The organism is Luteimicrobium album (genome assembly GCF_030161555.1).
GTDB lineage: Bacteria > Actinomycetota > Actinomycetes > Actinomycetales > Cellulomonadaceae > Luteimicrobium > Luteimicrobium album.
The window spans coordinates 1,838,030-1,853,222 of the sequence record NZ_BSUK01000001.1; the positions used below are offsets into that span (position 1 = coordinate 1,838,030).

The following is a 15,193-nucleotide window of genomic DNA, read 5'->3' on the forward strand; positions in this document are numbered from 1 at the left end:
CATATCCACTTTAATAGATGTGCATCCACTATCCTGGGTGCTGGTGTCTCAGGCGGGGGTGGTGGCCTCCGCCGCCGCCCGGGCGGCCGCGGGGAGGGCGGCCTCGATCCGGCCGAGCGCGACGTCGTCGTGCGCGGCGGACAGGAACCACGCCTCGAAGACCGACGGCGGCAGGTTCACCCCGGCGTCGAGCATGGCGTGGAAGAACGCGGTGTACCGGAAGGCGTCCTGGGTCTTGGCCTGTGCGTACGTGGTGACGCTGAACCGTGCGGCCAGCTCCCCGAAGAACACCGAGAACAGGCTCCCGGCGTGCTGGACGACATGGGGCACGCCTGCGTCGTCGAGCGCGCGGTGCACGGCGGCCGACAGGCGAGCGGCGGCGGCGTCGACGTGGGCGTAGACGGCGTCGTCGGCGAGGCGCAGGGTCGCGAGGCCCGCGGCGACCGCGACCGGGTTCCCCGACAGCGTGCCCGCCTGGTAGACGGGGCCGAGCGGGGCGAGCTGGTCCATGACCTCGGCGGACCCGGCGAGCGCCGCCACGGGCATGCCGCCGCCGACGACCTTCCCGAACGTGAACAGGTCGGGTGCGTAGTAGTCGTCGCCGGCCGGGTCGAGGCCCGACTCGAGCCCCCACCACCCCGACGGCCCGACCCGGAACCCGGTGAGCACCTCGTCGAGGATGAGCAGCGCGCCGTGCTCGGCGGTGACGCGGCGCAGGCCCTGGTTGAAGCCTTCGGGAGGCCGGACGACGCCCATGTTGGCGGGCGCGGCCTCCGTGATGACGGCGGCGATCTGGGAGCCGTACCGGGTGAACGCGTCCTCGACGGCGGACAGGTCGCCGTAGGGCACGACGATCGTCTCGGCCGCGGTCGCCTCGGTGACGCCTGCGGAGCCGGGCAGGGCGAGCGTCGCGACGCCGGACCCGGCGTCGGCCAGGAGCGCGTCGCCGTGCCCGTGGTAGCAGCCCGAGAACTTCACGACGAGGTCGCGCCCGGTCACGCCGCGGGCCAGGCGGATCGCCGTCATGGTGGCCTCGGTGCCCGTCGAGACGAGCCGGACCCGCTCGGCGAGCGGCACCCGACGGCGGATCTCCTCGGCCAGCTCGACCTCGCCGACCGTCGGTGCCCCGAACGACAGCCCGCGCGCAGCGGCCTCCTGGACCGCAGCGACGACGTCGGGCTGCGCGTGCCCGAGGAGCGCGGGGCCCCACGAGCAGACGAGGTCCACGTACTCGCGGCCCGCGACGTCGGTCACGTACGCGCCGCGGGCGCCGGCGAGGAACCGCGGGTCCCCGCCGACGCTGCCGTACGCGCGGACGGGCGAGTTCACGCCACCCGGGATCGCGGCCCGCGCGCGGGCGAACGCCTCGTGGTTCGTGGTCATCGGTTCTCCTTCAACCAGCCGGCGACCTCGACCGCCCAGTACGTGAGCACGACGTCCGCGCCGGCGCGCTTGATCATGGTGAGCGACTCCTCGATCGCGGGGCGACGCGAGATCCACCCGTTCGCCGCCGCGGCCTCGATCATCGCGTACTCGCCCGACACCTGGTACGCGGCGACGGGCACCTCCGAGCGCTGCGCGACCTCGGCCAGGATGTCGAGGTTCCCGGCGGGCTTGACCATGACGACGTCAGCGCCCTCGAGCAGGTCGATGTCCGTCTCGCGGACCCCCTCGCGCCCGTTGGCGGGGTCGAGCTGGTACGTCCGACGGTCGCCCTGGAGCTCCGAGTCGACGGCCTCGCGGAACGGGCCGTAGAACGCGCTCGCGTACTTGGCGGTGTAGGCGAGGATCGCGGTGTCCATGTACCCGGCGTCGTCGAGGGCGTCGCGGCACGCCGCGACCTGGCCGTCCATCATGCCGCTGAGCCCCAGGACGTCGGCGCCCGCCTCGGCCTGCGCGACGGCCATGGCCTGGTAGCGCACGAGGGTCGCGTCGTTGTCGACCCGGCCTGCGCCGTCGAGCACGCCGCAGTGGCCGTGGTCGGTGAACTCGTCGAGGCAGAGGTCCGACATGACCACCAGCCTCCCGGCGGCCGCCTCGACCGCGACGCGGAGCCCGCGCTGGAGGATGCCGTCGGGGTCGTCGGCCTGCGAGCCGACCGCGTCGCGCACGGCCGGGATGCCGAACAGCATGACCCCGCCGACGCCGGCGTCCGCGGCCTCCTTGACGGCCGCCGCGAGGCTGTCGAGCGTGTGCTGCACGACGCCGGGCATCGAGCCGAGCGGCGCGGGCTCCGTGAGGCTCTCCTTGACGAAGAGCGGCAGCACGAGGTCCGCGGCGTGCAGGCGGTGCTCCGACACGAGACGCCGCAGCGCGGGGTGGTGCGCAGACGGCGCGGTCGCACGTACGGGCGGGGCGGGGTGGTCATGAGGAGGCTCCTCGGTCGGTGGTCTCGGAGGCGGGGGTGAGGGCGCGGACGGTCGCGTCGGCCAGCCCGGCGTCGTCCGCGGTGGCGGCGACCGCCGCGACCCGCAGCCCCACATCCTCGGCGGCGCGCGCGGTCGGGGTGCCGATGGCGACGCCGACGACGTCGTCCCGCGCCCCGAGCTGCGTCACCACCTCGCGCGTCACGCTCCCGGAGGTCAGGACGACGGCGTCGACGGTGCCGGCGGCCCAGGCCTCGCGGGCCTCGCCGTCGATCAGGTGCGTCACCGTGCGGTATGCCGTCACGACGTGCGGGCGAGCCCCCATCGAGGTCAGCCCCCGTTCGAGCGTCGGACGCGCCAGGTCGCCGAGGGGCAGGAGGACGCGCGGGCCGCCGTCGTCGGACGTGTCAGAACGAGGGTCCCGGATACGTGAACCACGTTCTGACACGCCGGGAGCGGGGGCGGCGAGGGAGCGGAGGGCCGCGAGCAGTCCGAGCGCCGAGTGGTCCTCGGGGACGAGCGCGGGCTCGACGCCGGCCTCGCGCAGCGCGCGGGCGGTCGACGGCCCGACGGCGGCCCACCGGGCGGGTGCGTCCCCGAGCGACCCGGAGGCGACCCGGGCCCAGGCGGCAGCGAGCTCGTCGACCGCGTTCACGCTCGTCACGAGCACCCACGCGTAGCCGCCGGCGGCGAGGTCGCGGGCGGCGTCGTCGAGGGCGTCGAGGTCGTCGGCGGGCGCACGCTCGATCACGGGGCTCACCAGCACGCGCGCACCGAGCTCGTGCAGGCGCGCCGCGAGCCCGACCGCGCGGTCGAGCGAGCGCGGCACGAGGACGGTCCGCCCGTCGAGGGGACGCTCGGTCACGGTCAGCGCCCGGTCCCGACGACGTCCGGCATGGCCGCTGCGATCTCGTCGGCGAGCTGGGTGCCGAGGCGGGTGGCGTCGTCGGTCGTGATGTCGTCGCCGGTGGCCTGGAGCCGCGCCGTGCGGCGCTCGGAGGTGCGGCCGTCGAGCGTGACGGCGACCGCCTCGAGCACGAGCTCCTCGGAGCTCGTGACGCCTTCGGGGGCGAGGGAGTCGTCGTCGACGTCGGGGACGGTCATCTCGACGTGCGCGAGCGCGCCCAGCGGCGCGGCGCAGCCGGCCTCGAGCCGGGCGAGGAACGCGCGCTCGGCCGTCACGGACAGTGTGGTCTCCCGGTCCGTGAGGGCGTCGAGCGCCACCTGCAGGGCGCGGTCCAGCCCGGTGGGCTCCGGCCCGGGCTCGCGCACCTCGACGGCGAGCGCTCCCTGCCCCGGCGCTGGCAGCATGACCCCCGGCTCGAACGCCTCGGCGACCGCGTCCAGCCGGCCGATCCGGGCGAGCCCGGCCCGGGCCAGCACGACGGCGTCCAGGTCCCCGGTCTCGGGGTGCGCCCGGCCGAGGCGGGTGTCGATGTTGCCGCGGATGTCGACGACGTCGAGGTCGGGACGGGCGGCGCGGAGCTGCGCGGCGCGGCGCGGCGACCCGGTGCCCACGCGGGCGCCGTCGGGCAGGGCGAACAGGCCCGCGCCGGTGCGCGAGCACAGGACGTCGCGCGGGTTCTCGCGCTCAGGGCTCACGAGCCGCAGTCCCGGGGCGGGCGCGACGGGGAGGTCCTTGAGGGAGTGGACCGCGACGTCGCAACGGCCGTCCAGCAGGGCCTCGCGCAGCGCCGTCACGAACACGCCCGTCCCGCCGAGCTGGGCCAGCGACCCGGTCCTCACGTCGCCGTCGGTCGTGATGCGGACCAGCTCCACCTCGAGCCCGGTGAGCTCGGCGAGCCGGTCGGCGATCGTCTGCGTCTGGGTGAGGGCGAGCGTCGAACCGCGGGTGCCGACGCGCACGGTCGCCGTCGGGAGGGTGGAGGTCACCCGTCCAGTGTCCGCCCGGGCGGGGGACGCGCGAAATCACCTGACCCGCCGTCAGATCGGCGCCACTGTCAGCGCCACGTCAGCGATCTGGCAGCGCCCGCGCCGACGATCGTCGCATGGACACCAGCACGGGCCGGCCGAACCCGGCGCCCTTCACGACCGGGCACGTCGTCTCCGCGGACGGCACCCGCATCGGCTACCGCCGGACCGGGCACGGCCCCGCGGTGATCCTCCTGCACGGCGGCCTCCAGGCCGGACAGAACCTCGTGCGCCTCGCGGAGGCGCTCGCGGGGTCGTTCGACGTGATCGTCCCCGACCGACGGGGGCGCGGCGCGAGCCCCTGGAGCGGGCCCGACGGCGAGCACGCCGCGCGCGAGGTCGAGGACCTGCGCGCGCTCGTCGAGGCGACAGGCGCGCACGCGGTGTTCGGGCTGAGCGCGGGCGGGCTCGTCGCGCTCCGGGCCGCCACCGAGATCCCCGAGCTGACCCGGCTGGCGCTGTACGAGCCGGCGCTCTCGGTCGGCGGGTCCGTCCCGACCGCGTGGGTCCCGACCTATGACCGTCAGGTCGCCGCCGGACGCCTCGCCGCCGCGATGCGGACCGCGATGGTCGGGCTGCGGGTCGCGCCCGCGTTCTTCCGGTTGCCGTCGTTCCTCGTGACGCCGCTGCTGCGGCTCGTCCTGCTGTTGCAGCGCCCGGCGCCCGGTGACGCGTCGACGTCCGACGTGATCCGGGCCATGCACCACGACATGGCCCTCGTGACCGAGCTCGCCGACACGACCCCCGACTACACAGCCGTGACCGCCGACGTCCTCCTCCTGGGCGGTGCGAAGAGCCCCGCCTACTTCGATGTCGCGCTCGCGGCGCTCGTCGACGTCCTCCCGCACGCTCACCGCGTCACCCTGAGCGGGATGACGCACAACGACCCCGACAACGACGGCGACCCCGCCCGCGTCGCCGACCTCCTCGAGCCGTTCTTCCAGGGGGCGTCGGCGGTGCAGCCGCGGTACTGAGATCGGCCCTCAGCCCTCGTAGGAGCAGAGCTCCACGAGGTTCCGGTCGGGGTCACGCACGTAGACGCTCGTCATCGGCCCGCGCGCCCCCGTGCGCCGGACGGGACCGAGCTCGACGGGCACGCCGGCGTCGTCGAGCAGCGCGACGACCTCGGTGAGCGGGCCGTCGTTGACGAGGCACACGTCCGCGCTGCCGGGCGTCGGTCGGGCGGCGCGCGGCTCGATCGGGTCGCCGTCCGCAGGGTGCAGATTGATCTTGAACCCCGGCCCGACGACGGCGTGCCGGCCCTCCCCGAACGTCTCGTGGCGCAGCCCGAGGCGCTCGTAGAAGGTGGCGGACGCGTCGACGTCGGCGACGGTCAGGACGAGGTGGTCGATACCGGTCAGGGAACTCATCCGGAGATCCTCTCGCTCCGGCGCCGTCCGCGCGAGCGCCGTGTCAGACCGCGCGGAGCGTCCGGAGCCCGGAAGAGAAGGAGTCCTCGAACCGGCTGAGCTGGGACTCCGGCACCGCGTTGCGTACCGCGATCTCCTGCCAGTGGTCGACCGCGCCGGCGACCTCGTCGCACACCGACCGGGCCTCGGCAGGCGTGAGCCTGCAGGACCGTGCGAGCTCGACGAGGCCCTCTCGCTCGTCGTCGGGACGGTCGGCGCCGGCGATAGTCGTCTGGCGCAGGTCCGGATCCGGGTTGGGGTTCACGTCGAACGCCGGGCTCAGCGCCCACCCGCCGCGATGGCGGACAAATCCGTGGTTGCGGAGATGGTCGTCGGTGTTGTTCAGCCCGACGCTGAGAGCGACGCGACGGAACAGCTGGTGCGCGTCGTCCTTCGCGCGGGCGCCGACCTCGGCGAGGCGCTCGACGACGTCGACGTAGTCGCCGTGATCGCCGTCTCGCTGCTCGAGCAGGGTCATCGCGCTCATGTACCCGACGCGGTTGCCGGCGGCGTCGCGGTCGAACCGATCGAGCAGGAGGACATGCTGTCCCTCGATCTGCACGAGGCGGTGCTGTGCGACCTGGACGCCGGCAGCACCGGCCAGATCCAGCGCGGTCGCCTCCCAGGCCATGACGTCCCAGTCGTCGTCGTGGTGCGGGAACTTCGCGATCAGCTGGTGGCCGTCGGCGTCGAGCACGGCCGCCTTGGGGCGCGCCCCGCCCAGGGATCCGGTGCCCGCTGCGAGCAGCGCCCTCACGGCGTCGAGCTGACCGGCACCGTCTCGCGCGGCGACGTCGGCCGCGTGGAGCAGCTCGGGCAGGTGGATCAGCCGTGGCACGTCGTGCCCGGGATCCAGGAACGTGTCGACGGGATCGGAGCCGACTGCGCGCGCCCGGCGAGGACGGTCGTCCCGTCGAGCTCGACGTGGACCTCGAGTGCGTCGTAGAGCGTCATCGCACGCGCTTCCGCTCGAGCTGACCGGCGCGTGCTCGACCGAGGTCGCTGGCCAGGGGGTCGAGCGCCTCGGTGAGGGTGTCGAGGACGCCCAGAGTCCGGGCGACCCGCAGCACGACGTGGAAGCTGACGCTCGGGTCGCCCTGCTCGAGCTTGCGCAGCGTGCCACGCGTGATGTCGGCTCGCTCGGCGACCTGCGCGGCGGTAAGCCCGAGGATCTTCCGCCAGCCCGCGAAGTCGAGTCCGATCTCGCGGGCCGACCTCAGGATGACGGCTGGGAGTGGTGCAGCCATGAGTTCTCCCGAATAGTGGTCGAGATAGTGACCACTATAGGGGTTAAGGGTCGCTATGGCGCTCTTTAAGAAGAGGGAGTCGCAGGTACGCGTCAGCGTCCGGCGGCGCGGGTCCCGTCCACCGCTGCCCGCGCCTGCTCGACGACGGCCGCCAGCCCCGTCCCCGCGACCCACGCCCCGACGACGGCGAGCCCGGGCAGGCGGTGGACGGCGTCGTCGGCGGTGGCGCGGTCCGCCGGGCGGGCGGGCGCGAGGGCGTCGGGCCAGTGCGTGTCGAGGTGGTCGAGCACCTGCGAGGGGTCGAGCGGGACGCCGAGCAGCCGGGATGCGTCGGCGACCGCTTCGTCGACGGTCGGCGGGACGGTCGGCTCGGGGTCGCCCGCGCGCCCGTAGGAGAGCCGGACCACGTGCACGCCGTCGGGGAGCTGCGCCCGCAGCCACGGCCACTTGGCGCTCGCGTGCGTGAGGCCCTTGGCGCGGACGTCCGCGCCGGGGGCGACGAGGACGCCGGTGCCGCGGGGCGCGATGTCGAGCACGGGGGCGCGCAGGACGAGCGTGATGAGCCGCACGTCCGACCCGCCCCGCGCCGTGTCAGAACCACGATCCCGGAGAGGTGAACCAGGCTCTGACAGGTCCTCGAGGAACGGAGTGAGGAGCCCGAGTGCGGGGGTGCGGGGGAGCGCGACGACGACGCGCGGCGCCTCGGCGGTGACAGCCCCCGCGCCGGTGGTGCCGGTGACGCGCCAGAGCCCGCCGTCGTGCTCGAGCCCGTCGACGTGGATGCCGAACCGGAGCTCGCCACCCGCGTCACGGACGGCGTCGGCGAGCGCCTCGACGAGGCGGTGCATGCCGCCGTCGATCCCCGCGACCGCCGAGCCGGGCTTGGCGTTCCCCGGCCGGGGGCGTCGGCGAGCGTCGACGCGGCGCGCAGCAGCGAGCCCGTCTTCTCGTACGCGGCGACGAGCTGCGGCGCGACGGCACGCGGGTCGAGCGTCGCGGGGTCGGCCGAGTGGATGCCGCCCGCGACGGGTGCGACGAGCCGTTCCAGGACGGTCGGGCCGAGGCGCTGCGTGACCCACTCCGCCAGCGAGTCGGGGACGGGCGTGCGCGCCATCCCGAGGTCCCACCACGCGCGCAGGGCGCCGCCGAGCCCGAGGACGCGGCGCACGTCGGGCGCCCACGGGGTCGTCGGGATGCCGAGGGTCGCGGTGCGGGGGAGCGGGAGCGCACGGGCCGGGTCGTCCTCGGTGCCGGCACCGGCGTACGCCCAGGCGCCACGCGGGTCGGGGTCGACGACGGCGAGCCCGAGCTCGCGCGCGAGGTCGCCGACCGCGGGGGTGCGGGTCGCGAACGACTCGGCACCGACATCGACATCGACGGTGCGCCCGTCGCCCACGGCGATCGTCGCGCCGGCGACCGTCCCGCCCGGGCGGGCTGCGCCGTCGAGCACGAGCACGCGCGCCCCGCCCCGCGCGAGGTCGTACGCGGCCACCAGCCCCGCGACGCCCGCCCCGAGCACGACGGCGTCCCACCGCTCAGCCATTCCCGCGCCCCCGCTCTCCCGCGAAGTAGTACGGCGGCCGTACTACTTCGCGCAGGGTGGGGGGCAGCGGGGGTCACAGGGAGTGGACCAGCTCGACGACGCGCGTCAGGACGGTCGGGTCCGTCGTCGGCGGGACCCCGTGCCCCAGGTTCACGACGTGCGCGGGCGCGTACCTCCCCGCTCGACGACGTCGCGCACGTGCTCCTCGAGCACCTCCCACGGAGCGAACAGGAGGGCGGGGTCGATGTTGCCCTGGAGCGGCGTCGTGCCGCCGAGCAGCTTCGCGGCCTCGTCGAGGGGGTGCGGTAGTCGACGCCGATCGCTCCCGCACCCGCGTGGCGCATCGCCTCGAGCAGGTGCCCGGTTCCCGTGCCGAAGTGCACGAGGGGGACGCCGGGCGCGTCAGCGCCGGTACCGACGGTCAGGTCGGTGACGTGCGTGAGCGCCCGCGACGACGCGGGCAGCGCGTAGCGCGAGTAGTCGTCGAGCGACAGCGCGCCGGCCCACGAGTCGAAGAGCTGCCCGGCGCTCGCGCCCGCGAGGACCTGCGCGCGCAGGAACGTCCCCGTGATGTCGGCAGCCCACTCGACGAGCCGGAACCACGTCCCCGGGTCGGCGTGCATGAGGGTCCGCGCGGCGAGGTGGTCGCGCGACGGCCGGCCCTCGACGAGGTACGCGGCGAGCGTGAACGGTGCCCCGGCGAACCCGATGAGAGGAATCTCACGCAGCTCCGAGACGGTCAGCTCGACCCCTCGCGCACCGGGGCGAGCGCCTCCCAGGTGAGCTCGTGCTCGACCAGCCGGGCGACGTCGTCGGCGGTGCGGTAGGGCCGGTCCATGACCGGGCCGACGCCCGGCTGGATCTCCACCCCCACCCCGGCGAGGAGCAGCGGCACGACGATGTCCGAGTAGAAGACGGCCGCGTCGACGCCGTGCCGGCGCACCGGCTGCAGCGTGATCTCGCTGCTCAGGCCGGGGTTCAGGCAGGACTCGAGCATCGTCGTGCCCTCGCGTGCGGCCTTGTACTCGGGCAGCGAACGGCCGGCCTGGCGCATGAACCAGACGGGCAGCACGTCGGGCCGGTCACCGCGCAGCGCGCGCACGAGGGCGCCTCGCTGGTGCGTGAAGAGGCGAGCGGGTGCGCGTCGGGAAGGGGCTTGCCGGGGGTCACCCTTCGATTGTGCCGCGACGGGGCCGCGGTGCTTCAATCGAAGCACTGTGCCTCTGCTCTCCTTCACCGCCAGTCATCACGACCTCGACCTGGAGACGCTGGAGCGCCTCTCGTCGGGCGCCCACCGTGTCGTCGAGTCGGATCTGGTGCGGTGCGACCCCATCAGCGGTGCCGTCGTGCTCGCGACGTGCAACCGCTTCGAGGTGTACGTGGACGTCGCCGAGCAGGCCGACGGCGGTCCGGTCAACGGGCTGGCCCGCGAGCACGCGGCGCGCGAGGTCGCCCGGGTCGTGGCGTCGTCGTCGGCGCTGACGTCGGACGAGGCCCTCGCCGCCCTCACCGTCCGCGCGGACGAGGACGTCGCCCGCCACCTGTTCGCCGTCGCGTCCGGCCTGGACTCGATGGTCGTGGGGGAGCGACAGATCGCCGGCCAGGTGAAGCGGGCCCTCGAGGCGTCGCGCCCCGCGGGCACGACGACGGCGCCCCTCGAGCGGCTCTTCCAGGCCGCGGCGCGCGCGTCCAAGCGCGTGAGCAACGAGACGGCGCTGAGCGCGGCCGGGCGTTCGCTCGTCTCGCTCGGGCTGGACCTCGCGGGCGCCGACCTCCCGCCGTGGTCGCAGGTCCGGACCCTGCTCGTCGGCACCGGCTCGTACGCGGGCGCGAGCTTCGCCGCCCTGCGTGCCCGCGGCGTCACCGACGTGCGCGTGTTCTCCCGGTCCGGCCGGGCGGACGCGTTCGTGGCTTCGCACGACGCCGACGACGTGGACGTCAGGCCCGCCGCCGACCTCCTCGTCGAGCTCGAGGACGTGGACCTCGTCGTCGCGTGCTCGGGCGGCGGCCGCGTGGGCGACCCGACGGCGTCCCTGAGGCCCGCGCTCGACGCCGCCCACGTGCTCGGCGCCCGCGCCCGCGCCGCGAAGGCCGCGGGCGACGACGCGACGACCCGCCCGCTCGTCGTCCTCGACCTCGCGCTCACCCGGGACGTCGCGCCGCAGGTCGCCGATGTCGACGGCGTCCTGCTCTACGACCTCGCCGCGCTGCAGGCGCGCGCCCCGCACGTCTCCGGGGCCGCCGTCGCGGAGGCCGCGGCGATCGTCGACCACGCCGCCGAGCACTTCGTGCAGGGCGAGGGCTACCGGGCGTCCGACGCGCGCGTCGTCGACCTCGTGCGCGCGGCGGACGCGGAGATCGATCGGCTCGTGGCCCAGCGCCTCGCGGAGGCGGCCGCGGAGGGCGTCGAGGTGGACGCGGAGGAGGTCGAGCTCGCCGCACGCCGCGAGGTGCGGGCCCGCCTGCACCGCGACATCGTGTCGCTGCGGTCGGCCGCGTCGTCGTCGTGATCTACCACTTCTGCCCGGCGGCGGCGTGGGACCCCACGGCTGCCGCCTACGTCCCCGCGGGCTTCGAGGCCGACGGCTTCGTCCACCTCTCCGACCGCGGCACGGTCCACATCCCCGCGAACGCGCTGCACCGTGGCGCCCGCGACCTGCTGCTCCTCACGGTCGACCCGGCCCTCGTCGACGCGCCCCTGCGCTGGGAGCCGGGTGACCCGGCCGACCCGGCCGCCGCCTGGTTCCCGCACCTGTACGGCCCGCTGCCGGTGCGCGCCGTCGTCCGTGCGGACCCGTGGCTGCCCGGGCCGGACGGCGCGTTCGCCCCGCCGCCCGGGTGACGCGGTCGGTCTGACACCCCGCCCGGGAGGTATCGCGATCTGTGTCGGGCGTGGTTAGTGTGGTCCCCGGTCCGCGCCGCGGGCCGCGGGGGCGATCCATCAGGGGCAGAACAGGGTTCGACGGGGAACCCGAGGAGGACCGATGACCGCTCCGGACGGCGTGCCGCACCCTTCCCCGCGCCTGGACGCGGCGCTCGCCGCGCGCGGCACGGACGCGGACCTGTCGGGGCTCCTGCCCTCGGCGTCGGTGCAGCTCGCCGCCCGCCGGCGCCTGGACCCCCTCGACCTTCCTCCGGCCCCGACGACGACGTCCGTCGGCCGCGTGCTCGGCCGCGGCGCCGCGCGGGCGTGCTTCGGCGCGGTGGACGCCGTCCGCCGTCGTCGGTACCGCTGAGGTCGCCGCCGGGTCGTGGTGCTGCCAGTCTGACCGGGTGACCGAGCTCCTCGTCGTCATCGTCAGCGGCCTTCTCGTCATCGCCGCCGCGACCGTCTACGGCCCGCGCCTGGGGGTCGCAGCACCCCTCGTCCTGGTCGCGGTCGGGGTCGCCGCAAGCTTCCTGCCCGCGTTCGGCTCCGCCCGGATCGAGCCGGAGTGGATTCTCGAGGGAGTGCTGCCCCCGCTGCTCTACTCGTCCGCGGTGTCGATGCCGACCATGAACTTCCGGCGCGAGTTCGGGGCGATCAGTGGCCTGTCGGTCGTGCTCGTGGTGGCGAGCTCGCTCGTGCTCGGCCTGTTCTTCGCGCTCGTGATCCCCGGGATCGGGTTCGCGTGGGGCGTCGCGCTCGGCGCGATCGTCAGCCCCACGGACGCGGTGGCGACGTCGATCATCAAACAGACGTCGGTGTCCAAACGGGTCGTGGCGATGCTCGACGGCGAGAGCCTCCTCAACGACGCCACGGCGCTCGTGATCCTGCGCACCGCGATCGTCGCGACGTCGGCGTCCTTCTCGTTCTGGGGCGCCCTCGGGACGTTCGCGTACTCGGTGGTCGTGGCGGTCGCCGTCGGGGGCGTGGTCGGGTGGCTGAACCTCGTGGTCCGTCGGCGGGTGACCGACGCGACCGTCAACACGGTGATCTCCTTCACGGTGCCGTTCATCGCAGCCGTGCCGGCGGAGGCGCTCGGCGCGTCCGGCCTCGTGGCGGCCGTCGTGGCGGGTCTGATGACCGGGATCCGGGCACCGCGACTGCTGTCGCCGGAGAACCGGCTGTCCGACTCGCAGAACTGGCGGACGGTCGAGCTCGTCCTCGAGGGGGCCGTGTTCCTGACGATGGGCGTGCAGCTCAAGGAGGTCGTCGAGCACGTCGAGCGGGACCACGCCGGGGTGGGGACGGCGGTGCTCGTCGCGCTCGGAGCGCTCGCGATCACGGTCCTGGTGCGGGCGGTCTACGTCTCGTCCCTGCTCGTCAGCCTGGGGCGGCGCGCCCGGCGGCGCGAGAAGCTGCAGCCTCGGCTCGTCGAGATGCAGGAGAAGATGACGACGCCCGAGGGCAAGCAGGAGATCCTGGAGCGGGCGAGCGCGCGTCCCGGGCGCCGTCCCTCGGAGAGCGACCTCGACCGCTTCGCGGTCCGGATCACGCGCGGCCTCGCCGACGTCGAGTACTTCCTACGCGAGCCGCTCGGGTGGCGCGAGGGCACGGCGGTCGTGTGGGCGGGCATGCGCGGTGCCGTCACGGTGGCGGCCGCGCAGACGCTCCCGGACGACACGCCGCAGCGCTCGGTCCTCGTGCTCGTCGCGTACACCGTTGCGGCGCTGTCGCTCCTCGTCCAGGGCGGCACGATCGGCCCGCTGCTCCGGCGGCTCGCGCCCCCGGTGGACGAGGCGGCGGCCGCCGAACGGTCGAGCGCCGAGCGGACGCGGCTGTTCGAGATCCTGCGGTCCAGCTCGGCGGGCGTCGAGGAGCCCCGGCGCGTGAGGGGGAACCGCGGTCCGAGCAGTTCGCGGAGCAGAAGAACTACCGGCTCGGGGTGATCGCGGCGCAGCGGGCGGCGCTGCTCGATGCCCGGGACAACGGCACGTTCGACGCCGACCTGCTCGAGGACGCGCTCTCCAACCTCGACGCCGACGAGATCGCGATCGACCTCCGGGGTCGGCTCGCGGGCTGACGGCGCGTCGACTCACCCAGGGACCACGTCCCTGGACACGTTGTGAGGATCGCGGGCGCCCCGCGCCGGGTCGTAGCCGCACCAGTCACCACAGCTCCGCGCCAGGACCCCCGACGCCCGGGTCGGTGGCGACCTTCCGGGCTGTATGTCCGACTCGTGTCCAGCGTGGGCGCGGCGTTGTGGTGGCTGGTGCGGCTACGCGGACGAACGGACGACCTCGAAGCCGAGTGTCGATCGACGAACACGGCGCGCACCGCACGCACGACGCAGTCCGAGTCGCCCGGCATGTCCTCGACGGTGCAATGCACCCCGACGAGTCCACCCGCGCACAGGGCCTGGTCCCGGTAACGGTCGTTCCGAGGCACCCGCTCATGCCCTTGACATTGCTGGAACAGCGTTCCACCATGGAAATGGAACAACGTTCCAGAGTCTCTGTCGGAAGGAACCATCATGACGACACCCGTCACCATCGTCGGCGCAGGCCTGGGCGGCCTGACCCTCGCCCGCGTCCTGCACGTCCACGGCATCCCCGCGACGGTCTACGAGGCCGCGCCGTCGGCCGACGCCCGCACCCAGGGCGGCCAGATCGACATCCACCCGCACAACGGCCAGGTCGCTCTCGAGGCCGCCGGGCTGACCGAGGCGTTCCACGCGATCATCCACGCCGGCGCCGAGGCGATGTCGATCCGCGACGCCCAGGGCGTCCTGCTCCTCGACCTGCCCGACGACGGCACGAGCAACCGGCCCGAGGTCCTGCGCGGCGACCTGCGCCGGGTCCTGCTCGACTCGCTCCCCGAGGGCACCGTCCGGTGGGGTCGCAAAGTCGCGGGCGTCCGCGCGCTGGGCGACGGGCGTCACGAGCTGACCTTCACCGACGGCGAGGTCGTGACCACCGGCCTCCTGGTCGGCGCCGACGGCGCGTGGTCGAAGGTCCGCCCGCTCGTCTCGGGCGCCCGGCCCGAGTACAGCGGTTACACGTTCGTCGAGACGTACCTGCGCGACGTCGACACCCGTCACCCGCGCACCGCGGAGATCGTGGGAGCCGGGGCGATGTCGGCGCTCGCGCCGGGCCAGGGCATCGTGGCGCACCGGGAGGCCGGGGGCGTCCTGCACACCTACGTCGAGCTCGCGCGCCCGCTGGCCTGGGTCGACGCGATCGACTTCGACGACGCGGCGGCCGCGACCGCGCGCGTCGCCGCCGAGTTCGAGGGCTGGGCGCCCGAGCTCACGGCGCTGATCACGGACGGCGAGACCGCCCCGGTCGCGCGCAGGATCCACGGCCTGCCCGGCGACCACCGCTGGGACCACGTCCCGGGGGTCACCCTGATCGGGGACGCCGCGCACCTCATGCCCCCGTCGGGCGAGGGCGCCAACCTCGCGATGCTCGACGCCGCCGAGCTTGCCCAGGCCGTCGCCGCCCACCCGGACGACGTCGAGGCCGCGATCGCGGCGTTCGAGGAGGCCATGTTCGCGCGGAGCGCGGCCGAGGCCGTCGACGCACGCGAGCTCCTCGACCTGTGCCTCGGCGACCGGGCGCCGGAGAGCTTCGTCGAGTTCTTCGGCGCCGCCGGCCAGGGGTCGGGCCGGACGTGGAGTGAGCGTGGTCGGTCGACGGCCCGGTCACGCTCCCTCTCCGGCGGGCCGGGTCCCTGACCTGCGGTGACGCGCTCAGCGCGCGCGGAACCGGTTCTCTCGGGATATCTTGCGAAGGCTTGTGAAGGACCCGTGGAGACGGGTCCGGGAACAGCGC

At 74.7% G+C, this 15,193-nt stretch carries 15 protein-coding genes and 3 pseudogenes; 7 read left to right on the forward strand and 11 right to left on the reverse strand.

The window, feature by feature from the left end:
- Positions 1-48 precede the first annotated feature (48 nt).
- From hemL to hemC, 4 genes and pseudogenes are all read right to left on the reverse strand, one after another.
- Positions 49-1,383, reverse strand: coding sequence for a glutamate-1-semialdehyde 2,1-aminomutase (hemL, locus tag QQK45_RS09570; protein ID WP_284293068.1), 1,335 nt, complete (start codon positions 1,381-1,383; stop codon positions 49-51).
- Positions 1,380-2,368: pseudogene (gene hemB, locus QQK45_RS09575) on the reverse strand (porphobilinogen synthase). The gene hemL and the pseudogene hemB overlap by 4 nt, the downstream one beginning before the upstream one ends.
- Positions 2,365-3,231, reverse strand: coding sequence for a uroporphyrinogen-III synthase (locus tag QQK45_RS09580; RefSeq protein WP_284293069.1), 867 nt, complete (start codon positions 3,229-3,231; stop codon positions 2,365-2,367). The pseudogene hemB and the gene QQK45_RS09580 overlap by 4 nt, the downstream one beginning before the upstream one ends.
- A 2-nt stretch (positions 3,232-3,233) precedes the next feature.
- Positions 3,234-4,259, reverse strand: coding sequence for a hydroxymethylbilane synthase (hemC, locus tag QQK45_RS09585; protein WP_284293070.1), 1,026 nt, complete (start codon positions 4,257-4,259; stop codon positions 3,234-3,236).
- 116 nt (positions 4,260-4,375) lie between these two features.
- On the opposite strand from hemC, the gene QQK45_RS09590 reads away from it, so the two are divergent.
- A complete protein-coding gene (locus QQK45_RS09590; RefSeq protein ID WP_284293071.1) occupies positions 4,376-5,272 on the forward strand; it encodes an alpha/beta fold hydrolase in 897 nt (298 codons plus the stop codon).
- A 9-nt stretch (positions 5,273-5,281) separates the two neighbouring features.
- On the opposite strand, the gene QQK45_RS09595 is transcribed toward QQK45_RS09590, so the two are convergent.
- The 7 genes and pseudogenes from QQK45_RS09595 to hemE form a co-directional block, all read right to left on the reverse strand.
- Complete coding sequence (locus QQK45_RS09595) at positions 5,282-5,668, reverse strand: VOC family protein (RefSeq protein WP_284293072.1); 387 nt, start codon at positions 5,666-5,668, stop codon at positions 5,282-5,284.
- A gap of 43 nt (positions 5,669-5,711) precedes the next feature.
- Positions 5,712-6,545: a type II toxin-antitoxin system HipA family toxin gene (locus QQK45_RS09600; protein ID WP_284293073.1), complete on the reverse strand. Its 834-nt coding sequence runs from the start codon at positions 6,543-6,545 to the stop codon at positions 5,712-5,714.
- Complete coding sequence (locus QQK45_RS09605) at positions 6,533-6,661, reverse strand: hypothetical protein (protein ID WP_284293074.1); 129 nt, start codon at positions 6,659-6,661, stop codon at positions 6,533-6,535. The genes QQK45_RS09600 and QQK45_RS09605 overlap by 13 nt, the downstream gene beginning before the upstream one ends.
- A complete protein-coding gene (locus QQK45_RS09610; RefSeq protein ID WP_284293075.1) occupies positions 6,658-6,954 on the reverse strand; it encodes a helix-turn-helix transcriptional regulator in 297 nt (98 codons plus the stop codon). The genes QQK45_RS09605 and QQK45_RS09610 overlap by 4 nt, the downstream gene beginning before the upstream one ends.
- Positions 6,955-7,046: 92 nt before the next feature.
- On the reverse strand, positions 7,047-7,802 hold the full coding sequence (locus tag QQK45_RS09615; RefSeq protein ID WP_284295150.1) for a protoporphyrinogen/coproporphyrinogen oxidase: 756 nt from the start codon (positions 7,800-7,802) through the stop codon (positions 7,047-7,049).
- A 113-nt stretch (positions 7,803-7,915) separates the two neighbouring features.
- A pseudogene (locus QQK45_RS09620) lies at positions 7,916-8,497 on the reverse strand (protoporphyrinogen/coproporphyrinogen oxidase); the annotation flags it as partial.
- 73 nt (positions 8,498-8,570) lie between these two features.
- Positions 8,571-9,667, reverse strand: a pseudogene (hemE, locus tag QQK45_RS09625) (uroporphyrinogen decarboxylase).
- A gap of 47 nt (positions 9,668-9,714) precedes the next feature.
- On the opposite strand from hemE, the gene QQK45_RS09630 reads away from it, so the two are divergent.
- From QQK45_RS09630 to QQK45_RS09655, 6 genes are all read left to right on the forward strand, one after another.
- Positions 9,715-11,007: a glutamyl-tRNA reductase gene (locus QQK45_RS09630; protein WP_284293076.1), complete on the forward strand. Its 1,293-nt coding sequence runs from the start codon at positions 9,715-9,717 to the stop codon at positions 11,005-11,007.
- The gene (locus tag QQK45_RS09635; protein ID WP_284293077.1) at positions 11,004-11,339 is read left to right on the forward strand and encodes a DUF952 domain-containing protein; all 336 of its coding nucleotides are present in this window, start codon (positions 11,004-11,006) and stop codon (positions 11,337-11,339) included. The genes QQK45_RS09630 and QQK45_RS09635 overlap by 4 nt, the downstream gene beginning before the upstream one ends.
- A gap of 142 nt (positions 11,340-11,481) precedes the next feature.
- On the forward strand, positions 11,482-11,733 hold the full coding sequence (locus QQK45_RS09640; RefSeq protein WP_284293078.1) for a hypothetical protein: 252 nt from the start codon (positions 11,482-11,484) through the stop codon (positions 11,731-11,733).
- A gap of 37 nt (positions 11,734-11,770) precedes the next feature.
- Positions 11,771-13,309 carry a cation:proton antiporter gene (locus QQK45_RS09645; protein WP_284293079.1) on the forward strand — a complete coding sequence of 513 codons (1,539 nt, stop codon included), beginning with the start codon at positions 11,771-11,773 and terminating at the stop codon, positions 13,307-13,309.
- Positions 13,306-13,443: a hypothetical protein gene (locus QQK45_RS09650; RefSeq protein ID WP_284293080.1), complete on the forward strand. Its 138-nt coding sequence runs from the start codon at positions 13,306-13,308 to the stop codon at positions 13,441-13,443. The genes QQK45_RS09645 and QQK45_RS09650 overlap by 4 nt, the downstream gene beginning before the upstream one ends.
- Before the next feature lie 450 nt (positions 13,444-13,893).
- Positions 13,894-15,096 carry an FAD-dependent oxidoreductase gene (locus QQK45_RS09655; RefSeq protein ID WP_284293081.1) on the forward strand — a complete coding sequence of 401 codons (1,203 nt, stop codon included), beginning with the start codon at positions 13,894-13,896 and terminating at the stop codon, positions 15,094-15,096.
- Positions 15,097-15,193 lie beyond the last annotated feature (97 nt).